The organism is Pseudomonas sp. Pmew2 (assembly GCF_058129885.1).
This window is the reverse complement of record NZ_CM176702.1, coordinates 2,683,353-2,701,728: the sequence shown is the minus strand read 5'-3', so window position 1 is coordinate 2,701,728 and position 18,376 is coordinate 2,683,353. Positions and strand designations below refer to the sequence as shown.

Annotated in this window: 20 protein-coding genes and 2 pseudogenes; 3 read left to right on the top strand and 19 right to left on the bottom strand. The window is 60.5% G+C overall.

Features of this window, described 5'->3' with window-relative positions; translation table 11 throughout:
* Nucleotides 1-79: 79 nt before the first annotated feature.
* From AC4ANK_RS12320 to AC4ANK_RS12280, 9 genes and pseudogenes are all read right to left on the bottom strand, one after another.
* A complete protein-coding gene (locus AC4ANK_RS12320; RefSeq protein WP_460382848.1) occupies nucleotides 80-247 on the bottom strand; it encodes a hypothetical protein in 168 nt (55 codons plus the stop codon).
* Complete coding sequence (locus AC4ANK_RS12315; protein WP_460382850.1) at nucleotides 222-1,628, bottom strand: methyl-accepting chemotaxis protein; 1,407 nt, start codon at nucleotides 1,626-1,628, stop codon at nucleotides 222-224. Before AC4ANK_RS12315 ends, AC4ANK_RS12320 begins: the two co-directional genes overlap by 26 nt.
* 83 nt (nucleotides 1,629-1,711) lie before the next feature.
* Nucleotides 1,712-2,440 (bottom strand): annotated as a pseudogene (locus tag AC4ANK_RS12310) (SphA family protein); the annotation flags it as partial.
* A gap of 13 nt (nucleotides 2,441-2,453) precedes the next feature.
* Nucleotides 2,454-3,203, bottom strand: a complete 750-nt coding sequence (locus AC4ANK_RS12305; RefSeq protein ID WP_460382697.1) for an IS5 family transposase — start codon at nucleotides 3,201-3,203, stop codon at nucleotides 2,454-2,456.
* A gap of 90 nt (nucleotides 3,204-3,293) precedes the next feature.
* A pseudogene (locus AC4ANK_RS12300) lies at nucleotides 3,294-3,506 on the bottom strand (phenol degradation protein meta); the annotation flags it as partial.
* Between the two features lie 40 nt (nucleotides 3,507-3,546).
* Complete coding sequence (locus AC4ANK_RS12295) at nucleotides 3,547-4,083, bottom strand: flavin reductase family protein (protein WP_002554209.1); 537 nt, start codon at nucleotides 4,081-4,083, stop codon at nucleotides 3,547-3,549.
* A gap of 23 nt (nucleotides 4,084-4,106) precedes the next feature.
* Complete coding sequence (locus AC4ANK_RS12290; RefSeq protein ID WP_031595090.1) at nucleotides 4,107-5,345, bottom strand: styrene monooxygenase/indole monooxygenase family protein; 1,239 nt, start codon at nucleotides 5,343-5,345, stop codon at nucleotides 4,107-4,109.
* An 84-nt stretch (nucleotides 5,346-5,429) separates the two neighbouring features.
* Complete coding sequence (locus AC4ANK_RS12285) at nucleotides 5,430-6,233, bottom strand: SDR family oxidoreductase (protein ID WP_002554211.1); 804 nt, start codon at nucleotides 6,231-6,233, stop codon at nucleotides 5,430-5,432.
* Between the two features lie 9 nt (nucleotides 6,234-6,242).
* Nucleotides 6,243-7,490, bottom strand: coding sequence for a dienelactone hydrolase family protein (locus AC4ANK_RS12280; RefSeq protein WP_031595093.1), 1,248 nt, complete (start codon nucleotides 7,488-7,490; stop codon nucleotides 6,243-6,245).
* 321 nt (nucleotides 7,491-7,811) lie between these two features.
* Here AC4ANK_RS12280 and AC4ANK_RS12275 point away from each other — a divergent pair, with 321 nt between their 5' ends.
* The 3 genes from AC4ANK_RS12275 to AC4ANK_RS12265 all read left to right on the top strand — a co-directional run bounded on the left by AC4ANK_RS12275 (nucleotide 7,812) and on the right by AC4ANK_RS12265 (nucleotide 10,908).
* A complete protein-coding gene (locus tag AC4ANK_RS12275; protein WP_031595095.1) occupies nucleotides 7,812-8,825 on the top strand; it encodes an AraC family transcriptional regulator in 1,014 nt (337 codons plus the stop codon).
* 147 nt (nucleotides 8,826-8,972) lie between these two features.
* Entirely contained in the window at nucleotides 8,973-9,806 is an 834-nt protein-coding gene (locus AC4ANK_RS12270) for an ion transporter (RefSeq protein ID WP_002554214.1), read from the top strand.
* Between the two features lie 103 nt (nucleotides 9,807-9,909).
* Complete coding sequence (locus AC4ANK_RS12265) at nucleotides 9,910-10,908, top strand: sulfate ABC transporter substrate-binding protein (RefSeq protein ID WP_002554215.1); 999 nt, start codon at nucleotides 9,910-9,912, stop codon at nucleotides 10,906-10,908.
* A gap of 59 nt (nucleotides 10,909-10,967) precedes the next feature.
* On the opposite strand, the gene AC4ANK_RS12260 is transcribed toward AC4ANK_RS12265, so the two are convergent.
* The 10 genes from AC4ANK_RS12260 to ccmA are packed head-to-tail and all read right to left on the bottom strand — an operon-like array spanning nucleotide 10,968 to nucleotide 18,352.
* Complete coding sequence (locus AC4ANK_RS12260) at nucleotides 10,968-11,375, bottom strand: hypothetical protein (protein WP_002554216.1); 408 nt, start codon at nucleotides 11,373-11,375, stop codon at nucleotides 10,968-10,970.
* Nucleotides 11,376-11,386: 11 nt separating this feature from the next.
* Nucleotides 11,387-12,568: a c-type cytochrome biogenesis protein CcmI gene (gene ccmI, locus AC4ANK_RS12255; RefSeq protein ID WP_002554217.1), complete on the bottom strand. Its 1,182-nt coding sequence runs from the start codon at nucleotides 12,566-12,568 to the stop codon at nucleotides 11,387-11,389.
* Nucleotides 12,565-13,035, bottom strand: coding sequence for a cytochrome c-type biogenesis protein (locus AC4ANK_RS12250; protein WP_002554218.1), 471 nt, complete (start codon nucleotides 13,033-13,035; stop codon nucleotides 12,565-12,567). Before AC4ANK_RS12250 ends, ccmI begins: the two co-directional genes overlap by 4 nt.
* Nucleotides 13,032-13,568, bottom strand: a complete 537-nt coding sequence (locus AC4ANK_RS12245) for a DsbE family thiol:disulfide interchange protein (protein ID WP_002554219.1) — start codon at nucleotides 13,566-13,568, stop codon at nucleotides 13,032-13,034. Before AC4ANK_RS12245 ends, AC4ANK_RS12250 begins: the two co-directional genes overlap by 4 nt.
* Nucleotides 13,565-15,538, bottom strand: a complete 1,974-nt coding sequence (locus AC4ANK_RS12240; protein ID WP_002554220.1) for a heme lyase CcmF/NrfE family subunit — start codon at nucleotides 15,536-15,538, stop codon at nucleotides 13,565-13,567. Before AC4ANK_RS12240 ends, AC4ANK_RS12245 begins: the two co-directional genes overlap by 4 nt.
* Nucleotides 15,539-15,541: 3 nt before the next feature.
* On the bottom strand, nucleotides 15,542-16,009 hold the full coding sequence (gene ccmE, locus AC4ANK_RS12235) for a cytochrome c maturation protein CcmE (protein WP_002554221.1): 468 nt from the start codon (nucleotides 16,007-16,009) through the stop codon (nucleotides 15,542-15,544).
* Nucleotides 16,006-16,182 (bottom strand): heme exporter protein CcmD, encoded by a 177-nt coding sequence (ccmD, locus tag AC4ANK_RS12230; protein ID WP_002554222.1) that lies wholly within the window; start codon nucleotides 16,180-16,182, stop codon nucleotides 16,006-16,008. Before ccmD ends, ccmE begins: the two co-directional genes overlap by 4 nt.
* The gene (locus tag AC4ANK_RS12225) at nucleotides 16,179-16,982 is read right to left on the bottom strand and encodes a heme ABC transporter permease (RefSeq protein WP_002554223.1); all 804 of its coding nucleotides are present in this window, start codon (nucleotides 16,980-16,982) and stop codon (nucleotides 16,179-16,181) included. Before AC4ANK_RS12225 ends, ccmD begins: the two co-directional genes overlap by 4 nt.
* Nucleotides 16,983-17,036: 54 nt before the next feature.
* The gene (gene ccmB, locus AC4ANK_RS12220; protein WP_002554224.1) at nucleotides 17,037-17,708 is read right to left on the bottom strand and encodes a heme exporter protein CcmB; all 672 of its coding nucleotides are present in this window, start codon (nucleotides 17,706-17,708) and stop codon (nucleotides 17,037-17,039) included.
* Nucleotides 17,705-18,352, bottom strand: a complete 648-nt coding sequence (ccmA, locus tag AC4ANK_RS12215; protein WP_044423772.1) for a cytochrome c biogenesis heme-transporting ATPase CcmA — start codon at nucleotides 18,350-18,352, stop codon at nucleotides 17,705-17,707. The genes ccmB and ccmA overlap by 4 nt, the downstream gene beginning before the upstream one ends.
* Nucleotides 18,353-18,376: the final 24 nt, after the last annotated feature.

Sequence of the window (18,376 nt, the reverse complement as noted above, 5' to 3'; positions counted from 1 at the left end):
CCAATGCTCCGCGTTGGCATGCAGTTCGTGACGCTCTGCGTCACAAATCTTCAGCCTGGCGAGACAGTAGCCGTAACCGCTAACGATCAAAGCGCTCGGCGAGGCTCCTCAAACCCTCCACCTGATGGCCGATTTCCTCACTGATGCGTCGGCCATCCAGTGCCTTGGCCGCACTTTGTCGCGAGGCGTCGGCGATCCGCATGGCTTGCTGGTTCAGGTCTTCAGCGACCTGCCCCTGCTGCTCCATGGGAGATCTGTACACTCATGGAGGAAATCCGGTCCAGCGCTTCGTTGACCTGAGAGAAACTTTCACGCACCGACGTGACCGCTGTCATGCCTTGCCGGGAAAGCGTCTGCCCCTCATGGGTGAGCTGCACCGTCTGTTCGGTGGTCTGGCGAAAACGCTGCAACAGCGGCTGAATATTCAGCGTGGCTTCCTGGGTGCGGGTCGCCAGTTGCCGAACCTCATCGGCCACCACGCTGAAGCCGCGCCCGGCATCACCGGCACGCGCGGCTTCGATGGCGGCATTGAGCGCCAGCAGGTTGGTCTGTCCGGCAATGTTGCTGATGATGTCAGTGATGCTGCCGATGGATTCGGTTGCCGTCGAAAGCTCGCCGGCCGCAGCGGAAATTTCGGCGACCGAGGCATTCAACCGCTGCATGGCCGACAAGCTCTGTTCAGCCAGGGCTTGCCCCTGACTGGATTGTTCCACCGCCTGGCCGGTGGCTTCAGCACTGTGTTGCAGGTTGCGAGAGACTTCCTGGATGGTCGCAGTCATCTCGCTCAACGCCACCACCGACTGATCGGATTCACTGCGCTGCTCTTCGAGTCGCCGTGCCTCGTGTCCGATCAGTTCATGCAGCGCGCCCATGTGCTCGTCAATCAACCGGCCACTCATGCCAATCCGGCTGAGGGCGGTTTGCAGACGCGCCTCCCCGGCGATCAAGGCCATGTTGACCAACGCTGGCGTAGCGCTCAGGTCAGCGTACAACCCGGCCAGCGCAGGGGCGGCGAACGCTTTGGGGTGCGACGCCAGTACCGCCCGCACTTGCCGGTTTTGACGCCAGCTCTGCCAACCCGTGAGCACAAGGACACCCAGCAATGCGCTGACACCTTGCAGCCAGGCCGACTCCAGCCCCGCGCAGGCCAGAGCGATGCCGGAACCGACCAGCAGAGTCGGCCAGCTCCACGACAACCAGCGAGTCATCGCCGCAACCGCCGAGACCGGCGAGCCACGACGCTGCCAGCGGGCAAAAAATACCTGGGCACGGTGTTGTTGCTCACTGCTTAGTGGCAGATAGATGGCACCGTAACCCTGCACACCTTCGCTGCCATACACCGGTTTGATGTACACATTATGCCAACGCTGGCTGCCGTCCCTGTGACGGTTGCAGACGATGCCCATCCACGGTGTGCCTTGGCCCAGCGTCGACCACAGGCTTGCAAAGACAGCGGCGGGCATCAACTCGTGACGAAGCAGCGTCACCGAGGCCCCCAGCAGCTCATCGCGAGCGTAACCATGCTCGCGGGCAAATCCATCGGAGCAGTGTTTGATCTGACCTTTGAGGTTGGTCCGGCAAATCAGTGCAGGCCTGCTGGGTGCAGAGCTATTAGAAGGAATGGTCATATCGAAAACTCGCACGCAGAAAAAAAGCCTGTCGCAACGACAGGCAAAACCCGAGTCAGCTGTGGAGCAGCGCCTGCGGTGATTTAAAAATGGTGAACGTAGCGCATCTGCACGCGACTGCCGTCAGGACGATTTTCGACATCCTGTTCGAAGTACGCGTTGACGAACACATGGTCGTTTTGAGAGAAGCTGTACATCGCACCTGGCCCGATTGCCCAGACTTTTTCCCTACGCCCGGAAACGTCGTGACCGTCGACCTGGGTGTCGGTGATCTGCTTGAGCCAGTAACCGTTGATCCCCAGCCGAAGCTGATCGGTGACCGCATACTCAGTCGCGAAGTTGGCGTGCAGCGCCTGCCCTGCCTGAATATCGCTGACATTGCCGAACGACTGTGCCGGGTCGTCATTCTTGCCGTTGTACAAGTAGTGCGCGCGAACCGACGCCGTCCACTTCGGCGTGAACCAGTAGGTCGCAGCCCAATACGGATTGAACGACCAGGCGTTGTTGCCAGGGTTAATTGCGTGTTTGTCGTCGTACTCGCCGGTAGGCAGGTTGACCTGCAACTCAATGCGCTGCACGAAGCGCGGCCCGGCCGGCCCCATCACCGGGTCGAACTGAATGAACGGCCCGATCAACAGATCGCCCATACCGGTCTGGCCGCGCAACGCGGCGTTGTTCAGCCCGTCGTCGACCTTCATGCGCGTCACCACAGGCAATACTGCGTTCAGCCCCAGGCTGGCGTTGCCCAGACGCACGTTCGACAGGTAGCTGAGCTGCGTCACCGCGACCTGATAATCCAGATCCTGCTTAGGGTCTGTTCCCGTTTCACATTGGCAGCCACAGAAAAGCGCAGGCCATTGCTATGACGCTTTCATAGTTTCTCTTGAGTTTGTCGAACCGAGAAGCCGCCGCCCGGAAATGCTTCAACCGGGCAAAGGCGTTTTCTACGAGATGTCGATTGCGATATAACCCTTTGTCCAGATCTGCGTTCCCTTTCAGAGAATTGCGCTTTCGTGGAATCACCACTTTGCTGCCTTGCTGCTCGACCTGAGCGCGTATCGCTTCAGTGTCGTAGCCCTTGTCCGCAATGATCACTTCTGCATTGGGCATCTTGGCAATCAACGAGGCCGCCTGCGAACAATCATTGGTCTGGCCTCCGGTCACGTCAAATGCAATGGGCAGCCCACAAGCGTCTACAGCCAGGTGAATCTTGCTGGTGTTACCGGCTCGGCTTTTTCCGATGGCCTGGTCCTGCGTGCTGGCAGCACCTGCACTGTGCTGATGAGCCTTTACATAACTGCCATCAATGAAAACCCACTCCATGTCAGGATCGGTCATCAGCACCTCAAGCACCTTGACCCACTTGCCTGAAGCAGACCAGGCATTGAACCGCTTGTAGACCTTGCTCCAGTTTCCAAACGCTTTCGGCAGGTCTCGCCAAGGGCAACCCACACGCATGCGGTACAGCATGCCTTCAACCGTGGTGCGCAAATCTCGCTTGTTGTAGATCGATTCGTGCAGCAAAATTTCTCGAAGCTTCGGCCAGTGCTCATCACTGAGCATTAATCGGGGCATTGCAGGCTCGTATTGGTGTTGTGTGAGAACTCCAACAATACGGGCCTGTTCTCATAGAGATCAATGGGTTACGTCGAAACGGGAACAGACCCTAGGCAAACCCAGGGCTTTGCCGTCCTTGTCGCGCAGGCGATCAGCGCTGTAATTCTGGAAATACTCTTGCAAGTACCATCCGGGACCTGCGGGCAAACCGCCGTCCAGAAAGCTGGTCAGGCCCAGATTGACCACCGGCAAGTCATAGGCACCGGCCCCTTGTGCGATCAATAAACCCGCCCCGCAAACACACATCAGTTGCGTTTTCATGCGTTTATCTCCCCGTTTTTCTGCATGTCGTGCGGCAGGCTTACTGGGCCAGTCCGGGGTGCGCGGCGGCAATCCGGTACTGGCCTGCGTGAAAGACCAGCGGTTCTGCGCCGCTGTATCGGTAATGCTCGATTTCGCCGATGAAGATCAGGTGGTCACCGCCCTCGTACTGGCGCACGTTGCGGCACACCAGCGTAGCGACCACGTCATCGAGCAGCGGTACGCCAGCCGTACCGGCCGCGTGTGCCACGCCGGCGAACTTGTCGCTGGAAGGTCGGGAAAAGTGCCGCGACAGGCCATGCTGCTCGGCACCGAGCACGTTGATCGCAAAGTGGCTGGCCTCGCAGAAATCGTTCAGGCTCGGTGCGCTGCGTGCCAGGCTCCAGAGCACCAGCGCGGGCTCCAGCGAAACCGATGAAAACGAGTTGGCGGTCATGCCCACCTTGCGTCCGTCGGCAGTGCAGGTCGTTATGACCGTGACGCCAGTGGCGAACTGGCCCAACAGACCGCGCAAGTCGCGGGGGTCAGAGTCTTTCGCGTCACACAGTGGCTGGGTGGTTTCGATATCAGTGCTCATAGGGGCTCCCTCTGGCAGCAGTCTTATGCCGCTTGTTTGTTGTTCTTCTGGATAAAGGCCTGGCATTGTTCGGCGTCGAACCACCACGGAGCAAACTGGCGCGGGTCGTCGAACGCGTTGGTGATGGCAGAAGCCAGCGGCAGTGACTGGCTGGCCGCGCCGAGCAGTTCGAGCAAATGCCGGGGCGGCGGCGTGAGCATGCTGTTGGTCCACTCCACCACATGCCGGGCGTAGCTCCAGTACTGCTCGAAGGTCTGCTCCATCCACGCCTGATCGAACGCTTGATCGCCACGATCGAGCACCGATTGCAGATAGACCTTGCTGCACTTGGCGGCGTTGTTGGAGCCTTGTCCGGTGATTGGGTCGTTGACCACCAGCGCGTCAGCCATACCCAACACCTGACGTCCGGACGGCAGGGTCAGTACCGGGCGGCGGACCATCGGCGTGAAGCGCCCGGAGAGGAAACCCTGATCGTCGGTGAGGCTCAGGTTGTGGCAACGCTCGGCTTCCCAGGGCAGGTACTGGCGAACGATTTCCAGGCTTTTCTGCAAGTGGGCTTCAGGCGTCTTGATGTCCTGCCAGCAGTCCAGAGGGCCGCCGGGGATACCTTCGAACACCATGATTTCGCAAGGGCCGCTGGTGGTCAGCGCAGGAAACACAAAGTATTCGCCGACTCCGGGAATCAGATTGAACGCCACCCTGGAAAACGGCGAAACCGGCGTCATGCCCTTTACGTAGGTCAGCGCCAGCGCCCGCTGCGGCTGACTGAACTGCGTGCGTTGCGGGTCTTTGGCGAACTGGTTGACCACTTCGCCCTTGCCAGCGGCCAGCAGCACCAGATCATGGTTCAACGACAAGGTTTCCAGCTCGTCGATGCCCACATCGGCAATGACCAGCTCGCCGCCACGTTTGACGAACTCGTCCATCCATACCGGCATTTTCACCCGCTGATCCACTGACTGAGCGTAGCGATCCAGCCGCGCGGCCCAACTGAACAGTTGCTCGCCGGGCAGCTCCGGGTGCGGCACGGTCAGGCCGATACCCTCGACAGCCGGGCATTGCTGCTCCCAGAAGTTGAGCCCCAGATCACGTTCGGTCTGCAGCGAGGTGTTGAACATGCACTGGCTGGACATGACCTTGCCGTTGCGAATCTGCTCGCCCGTGCGGTTGGTGGTCAGGGTGACGTGATAGCCCTCGGCAAGTAGCCCGAGAGCGAGTTGCAGACCGGCCTGGCCGGCTCCGACGATTGCAATACGACGCATGATGGCATTCCTGTTGTTGTGAGTGGGTAGGCGTGTCACACCGGGGCCAAGCGTTATGAAAAGGCTGCGTGTCTACCGAAGCCATCACTGCGCCAGGCGCGGGATGGCAGACAGGTTCTGCTCGGGCCCCATCGCCGAATAGCCGCCGTCCACGGCATAGTCGGCACCGGTGACAAAGCTGGCTGCTGACGAGCACAGGAAAGTCACGACGTTGGCCACTTCAGCGGGCTCGCCGAGCCTGCCCAGCAGGTGATACGAAGCCGCCACCTGATCGGCTTTGGCGCGATCGCCACCACTGACCTCGGCGATTACCCGCGACCAGGTCCAGCCCGGTGATACCGAATTGACACGAATGCCGTCGGGGGCTAAGTCCATAGCCATGCTGCGGGTCAATTGTTTGATCGCCGCCTTGGAAACCGGGTACAGCCAGCGACCGGTCTGCGCGCAGCCCGCAGAAATGGAAGAGAAATTGACAATCGCACCGCCACTGGCCTTGAGATCGTCGTGTACGGCCTGAGCCAGAGCGATGGCCGAAACCAGATTGACGTTCAATGCTTGCAGCCAGTCTTCGCGGCAGGAAGCAAAGCCGTCATCCTGATAGGTACAGGCCAGGTTGATCAGCAGGTTTACCGAGCCCAACACCTGGCGCACCCCGGTCAGGGCTTCGCTGATCTCTTCATCCCTGGTGATATCAACGGGGAAAAATCGCGCCTGCTTGCCCAGCTGTTCGGCAGCGCGCTGACCGGCTTCGGCGTCAATGTCGAACAGCGCCACTCGCGCGCCAGCATCGATCAGTCCACGGGCCACGGCCATGCCGATCAGTGTTGCGCCGCCGCTGATCAAAGCGACCTTGCCGTGCAAGGCATCGGAGTTCAGAAATGTAGACATGGTTAATCCTCAGGCGCTTTGGTCGGCACTGTTCGCCCAGTTGGGCATCAGGCTGTTGGAAGGCAGGCTCTCATCAAGCAGTTTGCGGGCGGTTTCAACCCCGGCGACGGGCAGCCCGGACGGGTCGAGCAGACCGACCTGCACCAGCACGCTGGCCTGGTCCCAATAGATGTGCTCGTGACAAAGCCTGGGGCCTCGAAACTTCACCACGCCAAGCATCGGTATCTGCACCTTGCGCCCCGTGGGAGCGACGCCCGGCAGCATCCAGTCGATCTCGCTGTCGTGGGTAAAGGTCATGATGAATTCGTCGACGATCTGGGTAGCGCCCACCGTTCGGGAAATAGGCGTCAGCGCCATGTCCTGCGGGTTGCCGTGCACAAAATGGTGCTGATAGAAGCGGCTCAATTGCGCATGGCCGACACCGCCGGTCATGGTCGGAATGTGATTGACGTACGGTTCGGCAACCATGGTGGCCATGGTTGCGGGCACGTCACGGGTCTCGAACTCATGGCGAATGTGCTCTTCCCAGAGCGCTGACAGGTCGTATTCGGGGCCAAGCGTGCGGCGCAGTGCCGCCACAGTGCGTTCATGCGCCATCAGCGCGGCGGGCTTGTTGAAGTGGTGGCCGTTGGGACGGGCGAAGGCGTGATCGACGCCGGGATAAAGGTAGGTTTCCACGCCCGGCGTGTTCTGTGCGGCGGCAAATATCTCGGCACGGGCCTCTGTGGGGCAGAATTGATCCAGCTCGGCAGCGTGCAACACCAGACGGCGACCTTGCAGCCCTTCCAGCTCGGCCAGCGCCTTCTCTATGCCAACCCCGTAATAGCCAACTGCACACGCCACCTCGGGTAGGCGGCAGGCGGCCAGATACGCCAGCTTGCCGCCCAGGCAATAACCCACCACCCCTTGAGCACTGCCGGTGCATTCAGGCAGTTGGCGCAGGGCATGCAGGCTGGCGCGAATGTCATCGACACCGGCACGCTCGTCAAACGCCTGATAAAAACCGAACGCCTGCTGAAAATCCTCTTCGCTGTAACCCAGCTCGACGCCAGGCTTCTGCCGCCAGTACAGATCGGGCACCAGTACGCTGTAGCCTTCCTCGGCGAGGAAGTCGGCAACGTCGCGCATTGCCTGATTGACCCCGAATATTTCCTGGCAAAGCACCACTCCGGGGCCGCTTCCACCGATTGCAGTGGCCACGTAGGCCTGGAACTGTCTTCCATCGTGCGCATTGACGCTGACATAGCGACCGTTCATTTGCGAGTCTCCAACATCGTGTGAAGTTGGAGCCAATCTTGCGAGCCTTGAACGGGATCCACTATCCGCTGGCTGCGGGCCCTGTCCGGACGGCGCGGAAAGTTGCACAACGCTTTTTTTCTTTCGATACGCAATAAATCCGCATGCGTAGAACTGGCGTGGCGTTTGCTAAGTACTCGTCAGGACCACAAAAAAGTGGCCAAAAAGAAACAGCAGAGCGGCCGCAGTATCCAGAAACTGCGAGCGTTATCCGCAGTGTGAAAATGGCGGGTGACATAAAGACTCAAGCTGCCTTGAAACCGTGCACGAGTGAGAGTTGCCATGAATTCGGAATTGGGTGGGGCGCTTTTTGAAAACACGCCGCTGTTTACAGCGCAGAACCGTCTCTTTTTGCTGCATGACCGGGAACGCATTCGTGAACAGGTGGGCAAGGTATTCAAACCTCATGATCTGAAGGTGGCGACATCCACGCAGGAAGTCAGTGCTTCCATGCACCATGTGCATCTGGGCAAGCTGTCGTTGAGCCGGCTGGAGTACGGGGTGCCGGTGAGCATCGATCCGGGCCGACTGGAAAATTTCTTTCTGATTCAGATTCCAACGCGCGGCAGTGCCGAGATCCACTGTGACGGCGTGCGTTTTACGTCCTCGGCACAATGCGCCTCAATCATCTCGCCCGACACACCGGTTTCGATGCGCTGGGCCGCCGATGCTCCACAACTGGCCTTGCGTCTGGATCGGCAAGAGGTCGAAAAACATTGTGCCCAGCATCTGGGCCATGGTTTGAAAACCCCGCTGCGCTTCAAACCCGAACTGCTGCTGACCCATCCTAACGCGAGCTACTTTCTGCAGTTGCTCGGTGCACTGGCCGATGCACTGGCCTGCGACGGGCACCCCATCCATAACCCGCTGGTGCTCAAGCAGTTTGAAGCGACGCTGATCAATGCCCTTATCTACGGGCAGCCAAACACCCTGCAAAACCCGTTGAGCGCGCCGGAACCGGCCCGTCGGGTTTCGCCGTACTTTGTCAAACGCACCGAAGAGTTCATCCTCGCCCACGCTCATGAGCCGCTGTCCATCGAACAACTGGCCGAGCATGCGGGGGTCAGCGTGCGTACGCTATTTTCCGGGTTCCGGGAGTTTCGCAACATCAGTCCGATGGCGTTCCTGCGCAACGTACGCATGGAGCGCGTACACCTGGAATTGCGCAACCCCGGTACCGATTCGGTGACCGATATCGCAATGAAATGGGGGTTTGCGCACCTGGGGCGGTTCTCGCAGGAATATCGCAAGTACTACGGCGAGTTGCCCTCGGCAACCTTGCGCTTTCGTCAATGAGGATAGTTGAGGTTATCGTTCCTGACCCTCCAGCGTAGTAACGCTGTTCTGGACGCTCTGCATCCGATCTTTGAATGGGGTGCCAACGCACTTGCACTCACCCGCCCATGCTCCTAGGCTCTGCCGATATTCGAATCGGGAAGCACCATGGACACCTCTCTCAGCCGCCGCGAGCGGTTGCATATCGTTATTTTCGAGGCGAATACGCCTGCTGGCAGAACGTTTGACAAGATTGTGCTGGTCGCGATTCTGCTCAGCCTGCTGGTCACGGTCATCGACAGCATCGAGAGTATTCATCGCGATTACGCAATGCTGTTCGCCTGGATCGAATGGGGCTTTACGCTGCTGTTCGCGATCGAATACATCCTGCGCCTGTACTGCTCGCCCCGACCGCTGAAGTACGCGTTCAGTTTCTACGGGCTGGTCGACCTGCTGGCCATTGTGCCGGGGGTTCTGTCGATCTATTACAGCGACGCGCAATACCTGCTGATCGTGCGGATCATCCGTATGCTACGGATTTTCCGGGTGCTCAAGCTCGGCACTTACCTGCGCCAGGCCAACTATTTGCTTGCTGCGCTGCGCGGCAGCAAGCAGAAGATCATCGTGTTTCTGGTCACTGTTTCCACTCTGGTCACGGTGTTCGGCACGCTGATGTACGTGATCGAAGGCCCGGAGCACGGCTTCACCAGCATCCCCAAAGGCATTTACTGGGCTATCGTGACCCTGACCACTGTGGGCTTTGGCGATATCGTGCCGAAGACGCCGGTCGGGCAGATGCTCTCGTCGCTGGTGATGATCATCGGCTACTCGATCATCGCCGTGCCCACCGGTATATTCACCGCCGAACTGGCCAACGCCATGCGCGGCGAACAGTTGAAACACGATTGCCCGGTGTGCTCGAAGAACTTCCACGAACACGGCGCGGCGTTCTGCTCACGCTGCGGTAATCAATTGTTTGCAAAAGTAGAGTCCAAGGCATAAGCAAAGACCTTTTCAGTCTTTAAACAGCAGGCGCGATACTGATAGTGTCGCGGCATTACGCCATCAGGCTTTACACACAATTCTTCATCTCAAGGACCCTGCAGTGAATAAACTCTTCGCCGCCTCGCTACTGGCCGCTGGCCTGGCCTTTGCCAGCGCTGCCCAGGCAGCCCCGACGCTGCTCAACGTCTCCTACGACGTGATGCGTGATTTCTACAAGGACTACAACAGCGCCTTCCAGAAGCATTGGAAAGCCGAGAAAAATGAAGACGTGACCGTGCAGATGTCCTTTGGCGGTTCGAGCAAGCAGGCGCGCTCGGTCATCGACGGGCTGCCGGCTGACGTCATCACCATGAACATGGCGACCGATATCAACGCGCTGGCCGACAATGGCGAGCTGGTGCCGAAAGACTGGGTCAGCCGCCTGCCGAATAACAGTGCGCCGTTCACCTCGGCCACTGTTTTTATCGTGCGCAAGGGCAACCCGAAAGCCCTGAAAGACTGGCCGGACCTGATCAAGGATGGCGTGGAAGTCATCGTGCCTAACCCGAAAACCTCGGGCAACGGCCGCTACACGTACCTGTCGGCCTGGGGCTACACCCTGAAAAAAGGTGGCGATGAAGCGGCCGCGAAGAAATTCGTCGGTGAACTGTTCCGCCATGTGCCCGTGCTCGACACGGGCGGTCGAGGCGCGACCACAACGTTCATGACTAACCAGATCGGCGACGTGCTGGTGACCTTCGAAAACGAAGCGGAAATGATCGCTCGTGAATTCGGTCGCGACCAGTTTGAAGTGGTCTACCCGTCCGTGTCGGCAGAAGCCGAGCCGCCAGTGAGTGTGGTCGACAAGGTCGTGGACAAGAAAAAATCCCGCGCCTTGGCCGAAGATTACCTGAAATACCTGTGGTCACCGGAAGGTCAGGAAATCGCGGCGAAAAACTACCTGCGCCCACGTGATCCGCAGGTCTTGGCCAAATACACCGACCGCTTCCCGAAAGTGGACTTCCTGTCGGTCGAGAAAACCTTCGGTGACTGGCGCACAGTGCAGAAGACCCACTTCATTGACGGTGGTGTGTTCGACCAGATCTATCCGGGCAAATAAGTCCCCCGAAACGCAAAACGGCGACCCATCAGGTCGCCGTTTTCATTTGCAGGCTTGAATCAGTTACTGAACTGCTTACCCAGCCCGGCCGGAACGCCGCTGGCGTCGGTCGCCTGCCACGGACCGTTAGGGTTGGTTGCCCAGCTCCAGCCGTTGTTCCACTGATAGTAAGTACGCTGGCGATAGAAGGTGTTGGGCTGATCGTCCATCACGTACACCCCCAGGCGCGGGTCCCAATGGCTGCCACCGCCCGGTGGCGGGGCGAAACTGGCCGAGGTCTTCGGCGCTGCGGCTGGCGCTTTGGCAGGCTCGGCAGGCGCCGTGTTCGGGCGCGGTGCGCCGGGTTGCTGGCCGCCCGGCAGGTTAAGGATCGGATCCTGGCTGTGAGGCGGTGCCGGATGCTGGACAGCACAGGCACTCAGGCCAACGACCAGCCCCAACAAGGTGATGCGTGCGGTACGGTACATAAGCGATTTCTCTAGTTATCCGGACTGTCGATGATCAACGCCTGCTGCGCCTGAGTATCGCTGGCCAGCGGCTGACTGCGGCCAACCCACTCACCGGTGGTTGGCTGCCCTGCGCGAGACACTCGCGCAACCAGTTGGACTTGCGCAAAGTTCGACAGGTTCAGTTGCGGCATCATTGCATCGGCATCACTCAGTTCAACCTCGGCAGGCAGGTCCGCCACCGTGATGCGTTTGACCGCCAGTGGCGCGGCCGGGCCGTTGATTGCACGGGCGAAGATGAACACGCTGTCACCCGGTTGAACATTACCCTTGAGCGAGGCAGCCAGCGTGACACGCACCTTGAGCGCCCTGGCCTTGACCGGCGCGGCCTGCCCGGCAAGGTTTTCTCTGGCGCGGGCTATGCCGCCTTCCAGCGCCGAGCGCGAAGCGTCCTGCGCGGGCAACGCCGCCAGCAGGCGGGTCCAGTAATCCACGGCTGCCTGATAACGCTGTGTTTCGAACGCGGCAATCCCCAGCAGGCCGAGGCTGGTGACTTCGTTGGGGTCGGCCTGCAGCGCTTCGTCGGTCAGCGCCTGCACCTGTGCGGTGAAGTGTTTGTCGCTGGCGAAATACAACGCCTGTGCCCACTGCCCGAGCAACTCTGGCGATCTTCCGGCCAGTGCCACCGAGCGCTCGAACATCTGCGCGGCGTCACCGGGGCGGTTCTGCGCCATGTAGCTGCGCGCCAGAAAATACAGGTTTTCGGCTGAATCCGGCTGAGCCTGCACGCTGCGCTCCAGGCGCTGGGTCAGGTCTGCCAGCGAGGTTGGTGGTCGAGCGAATTCGCGGCTCAGTTCAACCCGGTCACTGGCACCCAGTTGCAGATAACCCGCCAGCCCCAATACAGGGACCAGCACCGCAGCCAGCACCAGCGAGGGCTTGCCCAGACGCGATGTGCGGGCAGGCTCTGCGCCTTCAGTGTCGGCGAGCAGCTTGCGCGCAGCTTCGGCACGAGCGCCTTGCAATTGCGTCACCGACAACACGCCCTGCTCTTGCTGAACCTGCAACTCGCTAAGCCGCTCCTGATACAACGCCACGTTCAGGGCTGTGCGATCTTCTTCACGTTGCGCACGATGGCCGCGCAGCACCGGTATCAGCAGAAACCCCAGCGCCACGAGCAAGAGAAGCCCGGTCGCGATCCAGAAATCGGTCATGGGCGGTGGTCATCCAGCAAAGCGGCGAGGCGTTGTCGCTCATCCTCGGAAAGCACATCGGCCTGTTCGGAGTTCGCCTTGCGACGCCGCCCGACGATGAAACAGATCACCACCAGACCGCCGATCAGCAGACCGGCCGGGCCGAACCAGAGCAACCAGGTGCGCGCATTGAGGCTGGGTTTGTAACGAACGAAGTCACCGTAGCGATCAACGATGAAGTCGATGATCTGCTGATTGCTCTGCCCTTCACCCAGCATGCGGTAGATTTCCTTGCGCAAGTCAGCGGCAATAGGCGCGTTGGAATCGGCGATGTCCTGATTCTGGCATTTGGGGCAGCGCAGTTCCTTGGTCAGTTCGCTGTAGCGTGCACGCTCGGCCTCGTCGCGAAAAGTGTAGGCGTCGATGGCAGCGTGGGCGATGCCTGAGCACAGCACGCTGAGCAGGACAATCATCAGGCAGCGCTTCATGGCTGCGCCTCATCAACCAATTGCTGGTAACGGGCAGCGAGCTTTTCTCGCCACACAGCCTCATCGATGACCCCGACATGCTTGTAACGAATAATGCCCTGACGGTCGATCAGGAAGGTCTCCGGCGCACCGTACACGCCCAGGTTCAGCCCCAGCGAGCCGTCGTCGTCACGGATATTCAGCTGATAAGGATCGTGAAATTCCTTGAGCCATTTCAGCGCGTCGGCGTTGACGTCCTTGTAGTTAACGCCGTAGATCAGCACGCCCTGCTGCGCCAGCCGGGTCAGCACAGGATGCTCCACCCGACAGGCCACGCACCAGGTGCCCCAGACGTTGACCAGTGCGGGTTTGCCCAGCAGGTCGGCGCGGGTCAATACGCGGCTGCTTTGAACTTCGGGCAGCGAAAACTGCGGAAACGGCTTGCCGATCAGCGCCGACGGCAGCTCGGCGGGGTCCAGATACAAACCGCGATACAGGAACGCCGCCACGCCGAGAAACAACGCCAGTGGAAGGAGCATGACCCAGCGTTTCACAGTGCAGCTCCCGACATGCCCAATGCCTCGCGCACCTTGCTTTTGACCCGCGTGCGATAACGACGGTCAAACGCCGCCAGCACACCACCCAGACCGGTCAGCAGACCGCCGAGCCAGATCCAGCGCACAAACGGTTTGACGTGAACCCGTACGGCCCAGGCGCCATTGCCCAGCGGTTCACCCAATGCTACGTAAAGATCACGGCTGAAACCGGCATCAATGCCTGCTTCGGTCATCATTGACTGTTGCACGCTGTACAGACGTTTTTCCGGGTGCAGCTCGGTGAGCTGAAGCCCGTTGCGCAAGACGCGAACGGTGCCGCGATCGGAGGTGAAGTTCGGCCCTTCATAATGCTTCGCGCCCTCGAATACAAAGACGTAACCGCCCAGCTCAGTGGACTCGCCAGGGGCCATGCGCAAATCGCGCTCGGCGCTGTTCTGGCTGGACAACACCACGCCCAGCGCGCACACCACGATACCAAGGTGCGCCAACTGCATGCCCCAATAACTGCGGGTCAGGCCAAGCGCGCCGCGAAGCAGGCCCTTGTGACGGGTCTTGTCGAGCAAGTCGCGGACCCCGGCCAGCAGCACCCAGGCGGCGAGCATGAAGGTGGCCAGCACCGCCCACTGAAAATCGCCCATGAGCAGGGCGGCGATCACCGCCAGCACGGCGCTGCCGACCAGTACCGGGGCGAGCATGCCCAGCAGCCATTTCAGCGGTGTGTCCTTCCAGCGCACCAGCACGCCGACCGCCATGACCACCAGCAACAGCCCCATCAACGGTACGAACAGCGCATTGAAATACGGCGGGCCGACCGACATCTTGGCTCCGCTCATGGCATCGATCACCAGCGGATAAAGGGTGCCCAGCAGGATCATCGACGCAGCAGTCACCAGTAACAGGTTATTGCCAAGCAACAGGGTTTCCCGCGACCACAGGCCGAAGCCGACATGGCTTTTGACCACCGGCGCACGAATCGCAAACAGGGTCAGCGAGCCGCCCACCACGACCAGCAGGAACATCAGAATGAACACGCCGCGTGCCGGGTCCGAGGCAAAGGCGTGCACCGAAGTCAGCACCCCGGAACGCACCAGGAACGTGCCCAGCAGGCTCAGGGAAAAAGCGGCAATCGCCAGCAATACCGTCCAGCTCTTGAACACGCCACGTTTTTCCGTGACCGCCAGCGAGTGAATCAGCGCAGTGCCCACCAGCCAGGGCATGAACGAGGCATTTTCCACCGGGTCCCAGAACCACCAGCCGCCCCAGCCCAGTTCGTAATAAGCCCACCATGAGCCAAGGCTGATCCCGATACCGAGAAAGGCCCAGGCCACCAGCGTCCATGGCCGCGACCAGCGCGCCCAGGCGGCGTCGAGTCGGCCGCCAAGCAAGGCGGCGATGGCGAAGGCAAAGGCCACGGAAAAACCGACATAGCCCATGTAGAGCATCGGCGGATGCACGATCAGGCCTATATCCTGCAACAGGGGGTTGAGATCGCGTCCGTTGGCAGGCATTTGCGGCAGAAGACGGGCGAACGGGTTGGAGGTGAGGATCAGAAACAACAGAAAGCCCAGGCTGATCATGCCCATCACGGCGAGCACCCGCGCCAGCATTACCTGAGGCAATTGCCGGGAAAACACCGAAACAGCGAAGGTCCAGCCGCCGAGAATCAGCGCCCAGAGCAGCAACGAGCCTTCATGCGCGCCCCACACGGCGCTGAATTTGTAATACCAGGGCAGCGCCGTATTGGAATTCTGCGCCACATAGGTAACGGAAAAGTCGTCGGTCATGAACGCGTAGGTCAGGCAACCGAAGGCAAAGATCAGAAAACTGAACTGGCCCCACGCCGCCGGACGCGCCAGGCTCATCCACAGGCGGTCGCCGCGCCATGCACCGATCAGCGGAATAATGGCCTGCACCAGCGCAAAGCCGAGTGCCAGAATCATCGCGAGATGGCCGAGTTCGGGAATCATCGATCAGCCCTGTTTCGCAGGTGTGGAAGAGCCGCCCGGTACCGCCTGGCCGCTGTCGCGCAGCGCCTTGGTGACTTCGGGCGGCATGTACTTCTCGTCATGTTTGGCCAGCACCTCATCGGCCACCACCACACCCTGCGCATTGAGCTTGCCTAACGCGACAATGCCCTGCCCTTCGCGGAACAGATCGGGAAGAATGCCGCGATAGGTGATGGTCACCGACTTGTTGAAATCGGTGACCACAAAACGCACATCCAGCGAGTCCGCCGAACGCTGCAATGAGCCCTTTTCCACCATGCCGCCAGCACGAATGCGCGTGTCCAGCGGTGCTTCGCCGTTGGCGATCTGGCTTGGGGTGTAGAACAGATTGATGTTTTCCTTCAGCGCACCGAGCGCCAGGGTCAGGGCCAGCCCGACGCCAGCCAGCAGGGCGGCAATGATCAACAGACGTTTTTTGCGCAACGGGTTCACCAACGATTCTCCCGTTTCAGGCGACGCGCCTGTTGTTTCAGGAACCGCTGGCGCGCCACCAGCGGCATTGCCACGTTGATCAGCAACACCAACAGGCACAGACCGTAGGCCGACCAGACAAACAGCCCGTGGCGGCCCATGGCGAGAAAGTCGCTGAATGACGCGAAGTTCAAGACCTGCCCTCCGACGGTTCTGGCGTTTGCCCCAGGCTCCGCAGAACCTCGGCCTTGACCCACTGGGTGCGCGACTCGCGACGCAGCACTTCAAGGCGCATACGCAGCAGCAATACGACGCCGAAGAAGCAGTAGAAACCCAACACCGTGAACAACAACGGCAGCCACATTTCGGCAGGCATGGCCGGTTTTTCCGTAAGGCTGAACGTCGCGCCCTGGTGCAGGGTATTCCACCACTCGACCGAATATTTGATGATCGGGATATTCACCACGCCGACGATGGCCAGCAGTGCACAGGCCTTGGCAGCGCTGGCGCGGTTGCTGATGGCATTGCCCAACGCGATCAGGCCGAAATACAGGAACAGCAGAATCAGCATTGAGGTCAGGCGCGCGTCCCAGACCCACCACGCGCCCCAGGTCGGCTTGCCCCAGATCGCGCCGGTCGCCAGTGCCAGCGCGGTCATCCACGCGCCAATGGGTGCAGCGCATTGCAGCGCGACATCGGCCAGTTTGATTTTCCAGACCAGCCCGACCACGCCGCACAGGGCCAGCATGACGTAGCAGGACTGGGCCAGCATGGCGGCAGGCACATGGATATAAATGATCCGGAAGCTGTTGCCCTGCTGGTAATCCGGCGGCGCAAACGCCAGCCCCCAGATGATGCCGATGCCGAGCAGCAGTGCAGCGGCCACACTCAGCCACGGCAGCAGACGTGCGCTGATGCGGTAAAACCCTTTTGGTGAGCCGAGTGTGTGCAGCCAGGCCCAACCGATGCTGCTTTTCATGGCGTTGCTTTTCATCAGGTGTATCCAGGGTGTTGACCGGCATCGAATTCTCGATCCCGGAACCTCAATTTATTCACCGACGCTGATTTTCAGGCCAGCGGCTATCGCAAAGGGGGTCAGAGTGATCGCCAGCACGCTCAGGCAGCCCAGCCACAGCAGATAGCCAGTCGCTGGCATGCCTTGCAGCGCGGCTTGCAACGCACCGCTGCCCAGAATCAATACCGGGATGTACAGCGGCAGAATCAACAACGCCAGCAACAGGCCGCCGCGCTTCAAACCCACGGTCAGCGCCGCACCGACTGCACCCAGCAGGCTGAGCACTGGCGTGCCCAATAGCAGCGACACCATCAACACCGGCAGGCACCGCACCGGCAGCCCCAGCATAAGCGCCAGCAAGGGCGACAACAATACCAGTGCCAGCCCGGAAAAAACCCAGTGTGCCAGCACTTTGCTCAAGACCAGAAGGGCCAGCGGGTGCGGCGAAAGAACCCACTGTCCCAGCGAGCCATCCTCGAAATCACTGCGAAACAGCCCGTCCAGCGACAGCAACACGGCCAGCAGTGCCGCGACCCAGACCAGCCCCGGTGACAAGGCTTGCAACAATTGCGTCTGCGGCCCCAGCGCCAGCGGGAACAAGGCGACCACAATCGCAAAGAACACCAGCGGGTTGGCAAGCTCTGCCGGACGCCTGGCCAGCAGGCGAAACTCACGGGCGATCAGCAGGGCAAAGACATTGTTCATGCTGACCACTGCCCCAGATCGATGTCCCGATAGCCCGCAGGCAGGCGGCTCAGGGTGTGATGAGTGGTCATGACGATCATGCCGCCCTTTTCACAGTGCCCGGCAAGATGGTGTTCCAGTTGGGCAATGCCCTGGCGGTCCAGCGCGGTGAACGGTTCATCGAGCAGCCAGAGTGGCGGGCCTGGCAGATACAGACGCGCCAGCGCGACGCGACGCTGCTGCCCGGCCGACAAGGTGTGACACGGCACATCTTCGAAACCTGCCAGCCCGACCGCGTCAAGCGCATTGAAAATGGCATCGGCATCGGCATCGGCAGGATGATGAAGCGCACAGAGCCAGGAAAGATTCTCCAGCGGTGTCAGCAGGTCCTTGAGCGCCGACGCATGGCCAACCCACAACAGATTGAGCCCCGGCGCTGTCGGCTGGCGGCCCGCTGGCTGGCCGTTGAGCAGCACGTGCCCGGCCGTGGGTTGCATCAGCCCGCACAACAGGCGCAGCAGGCTGGTCTTGCCACTGCCATTGGGGCCGCTGACCTGCAGCATGTCCCCCGTGCGCACCTGCAGATCAAGGTTTTCGAAAAGCATCCGCCCGTCCCGCTCACACGTCAGGGCCGTCGCTTGCAAAAATGGGGGGGCTGGGATCATCGGGCGTTTCCAGTGCTGGAGCAT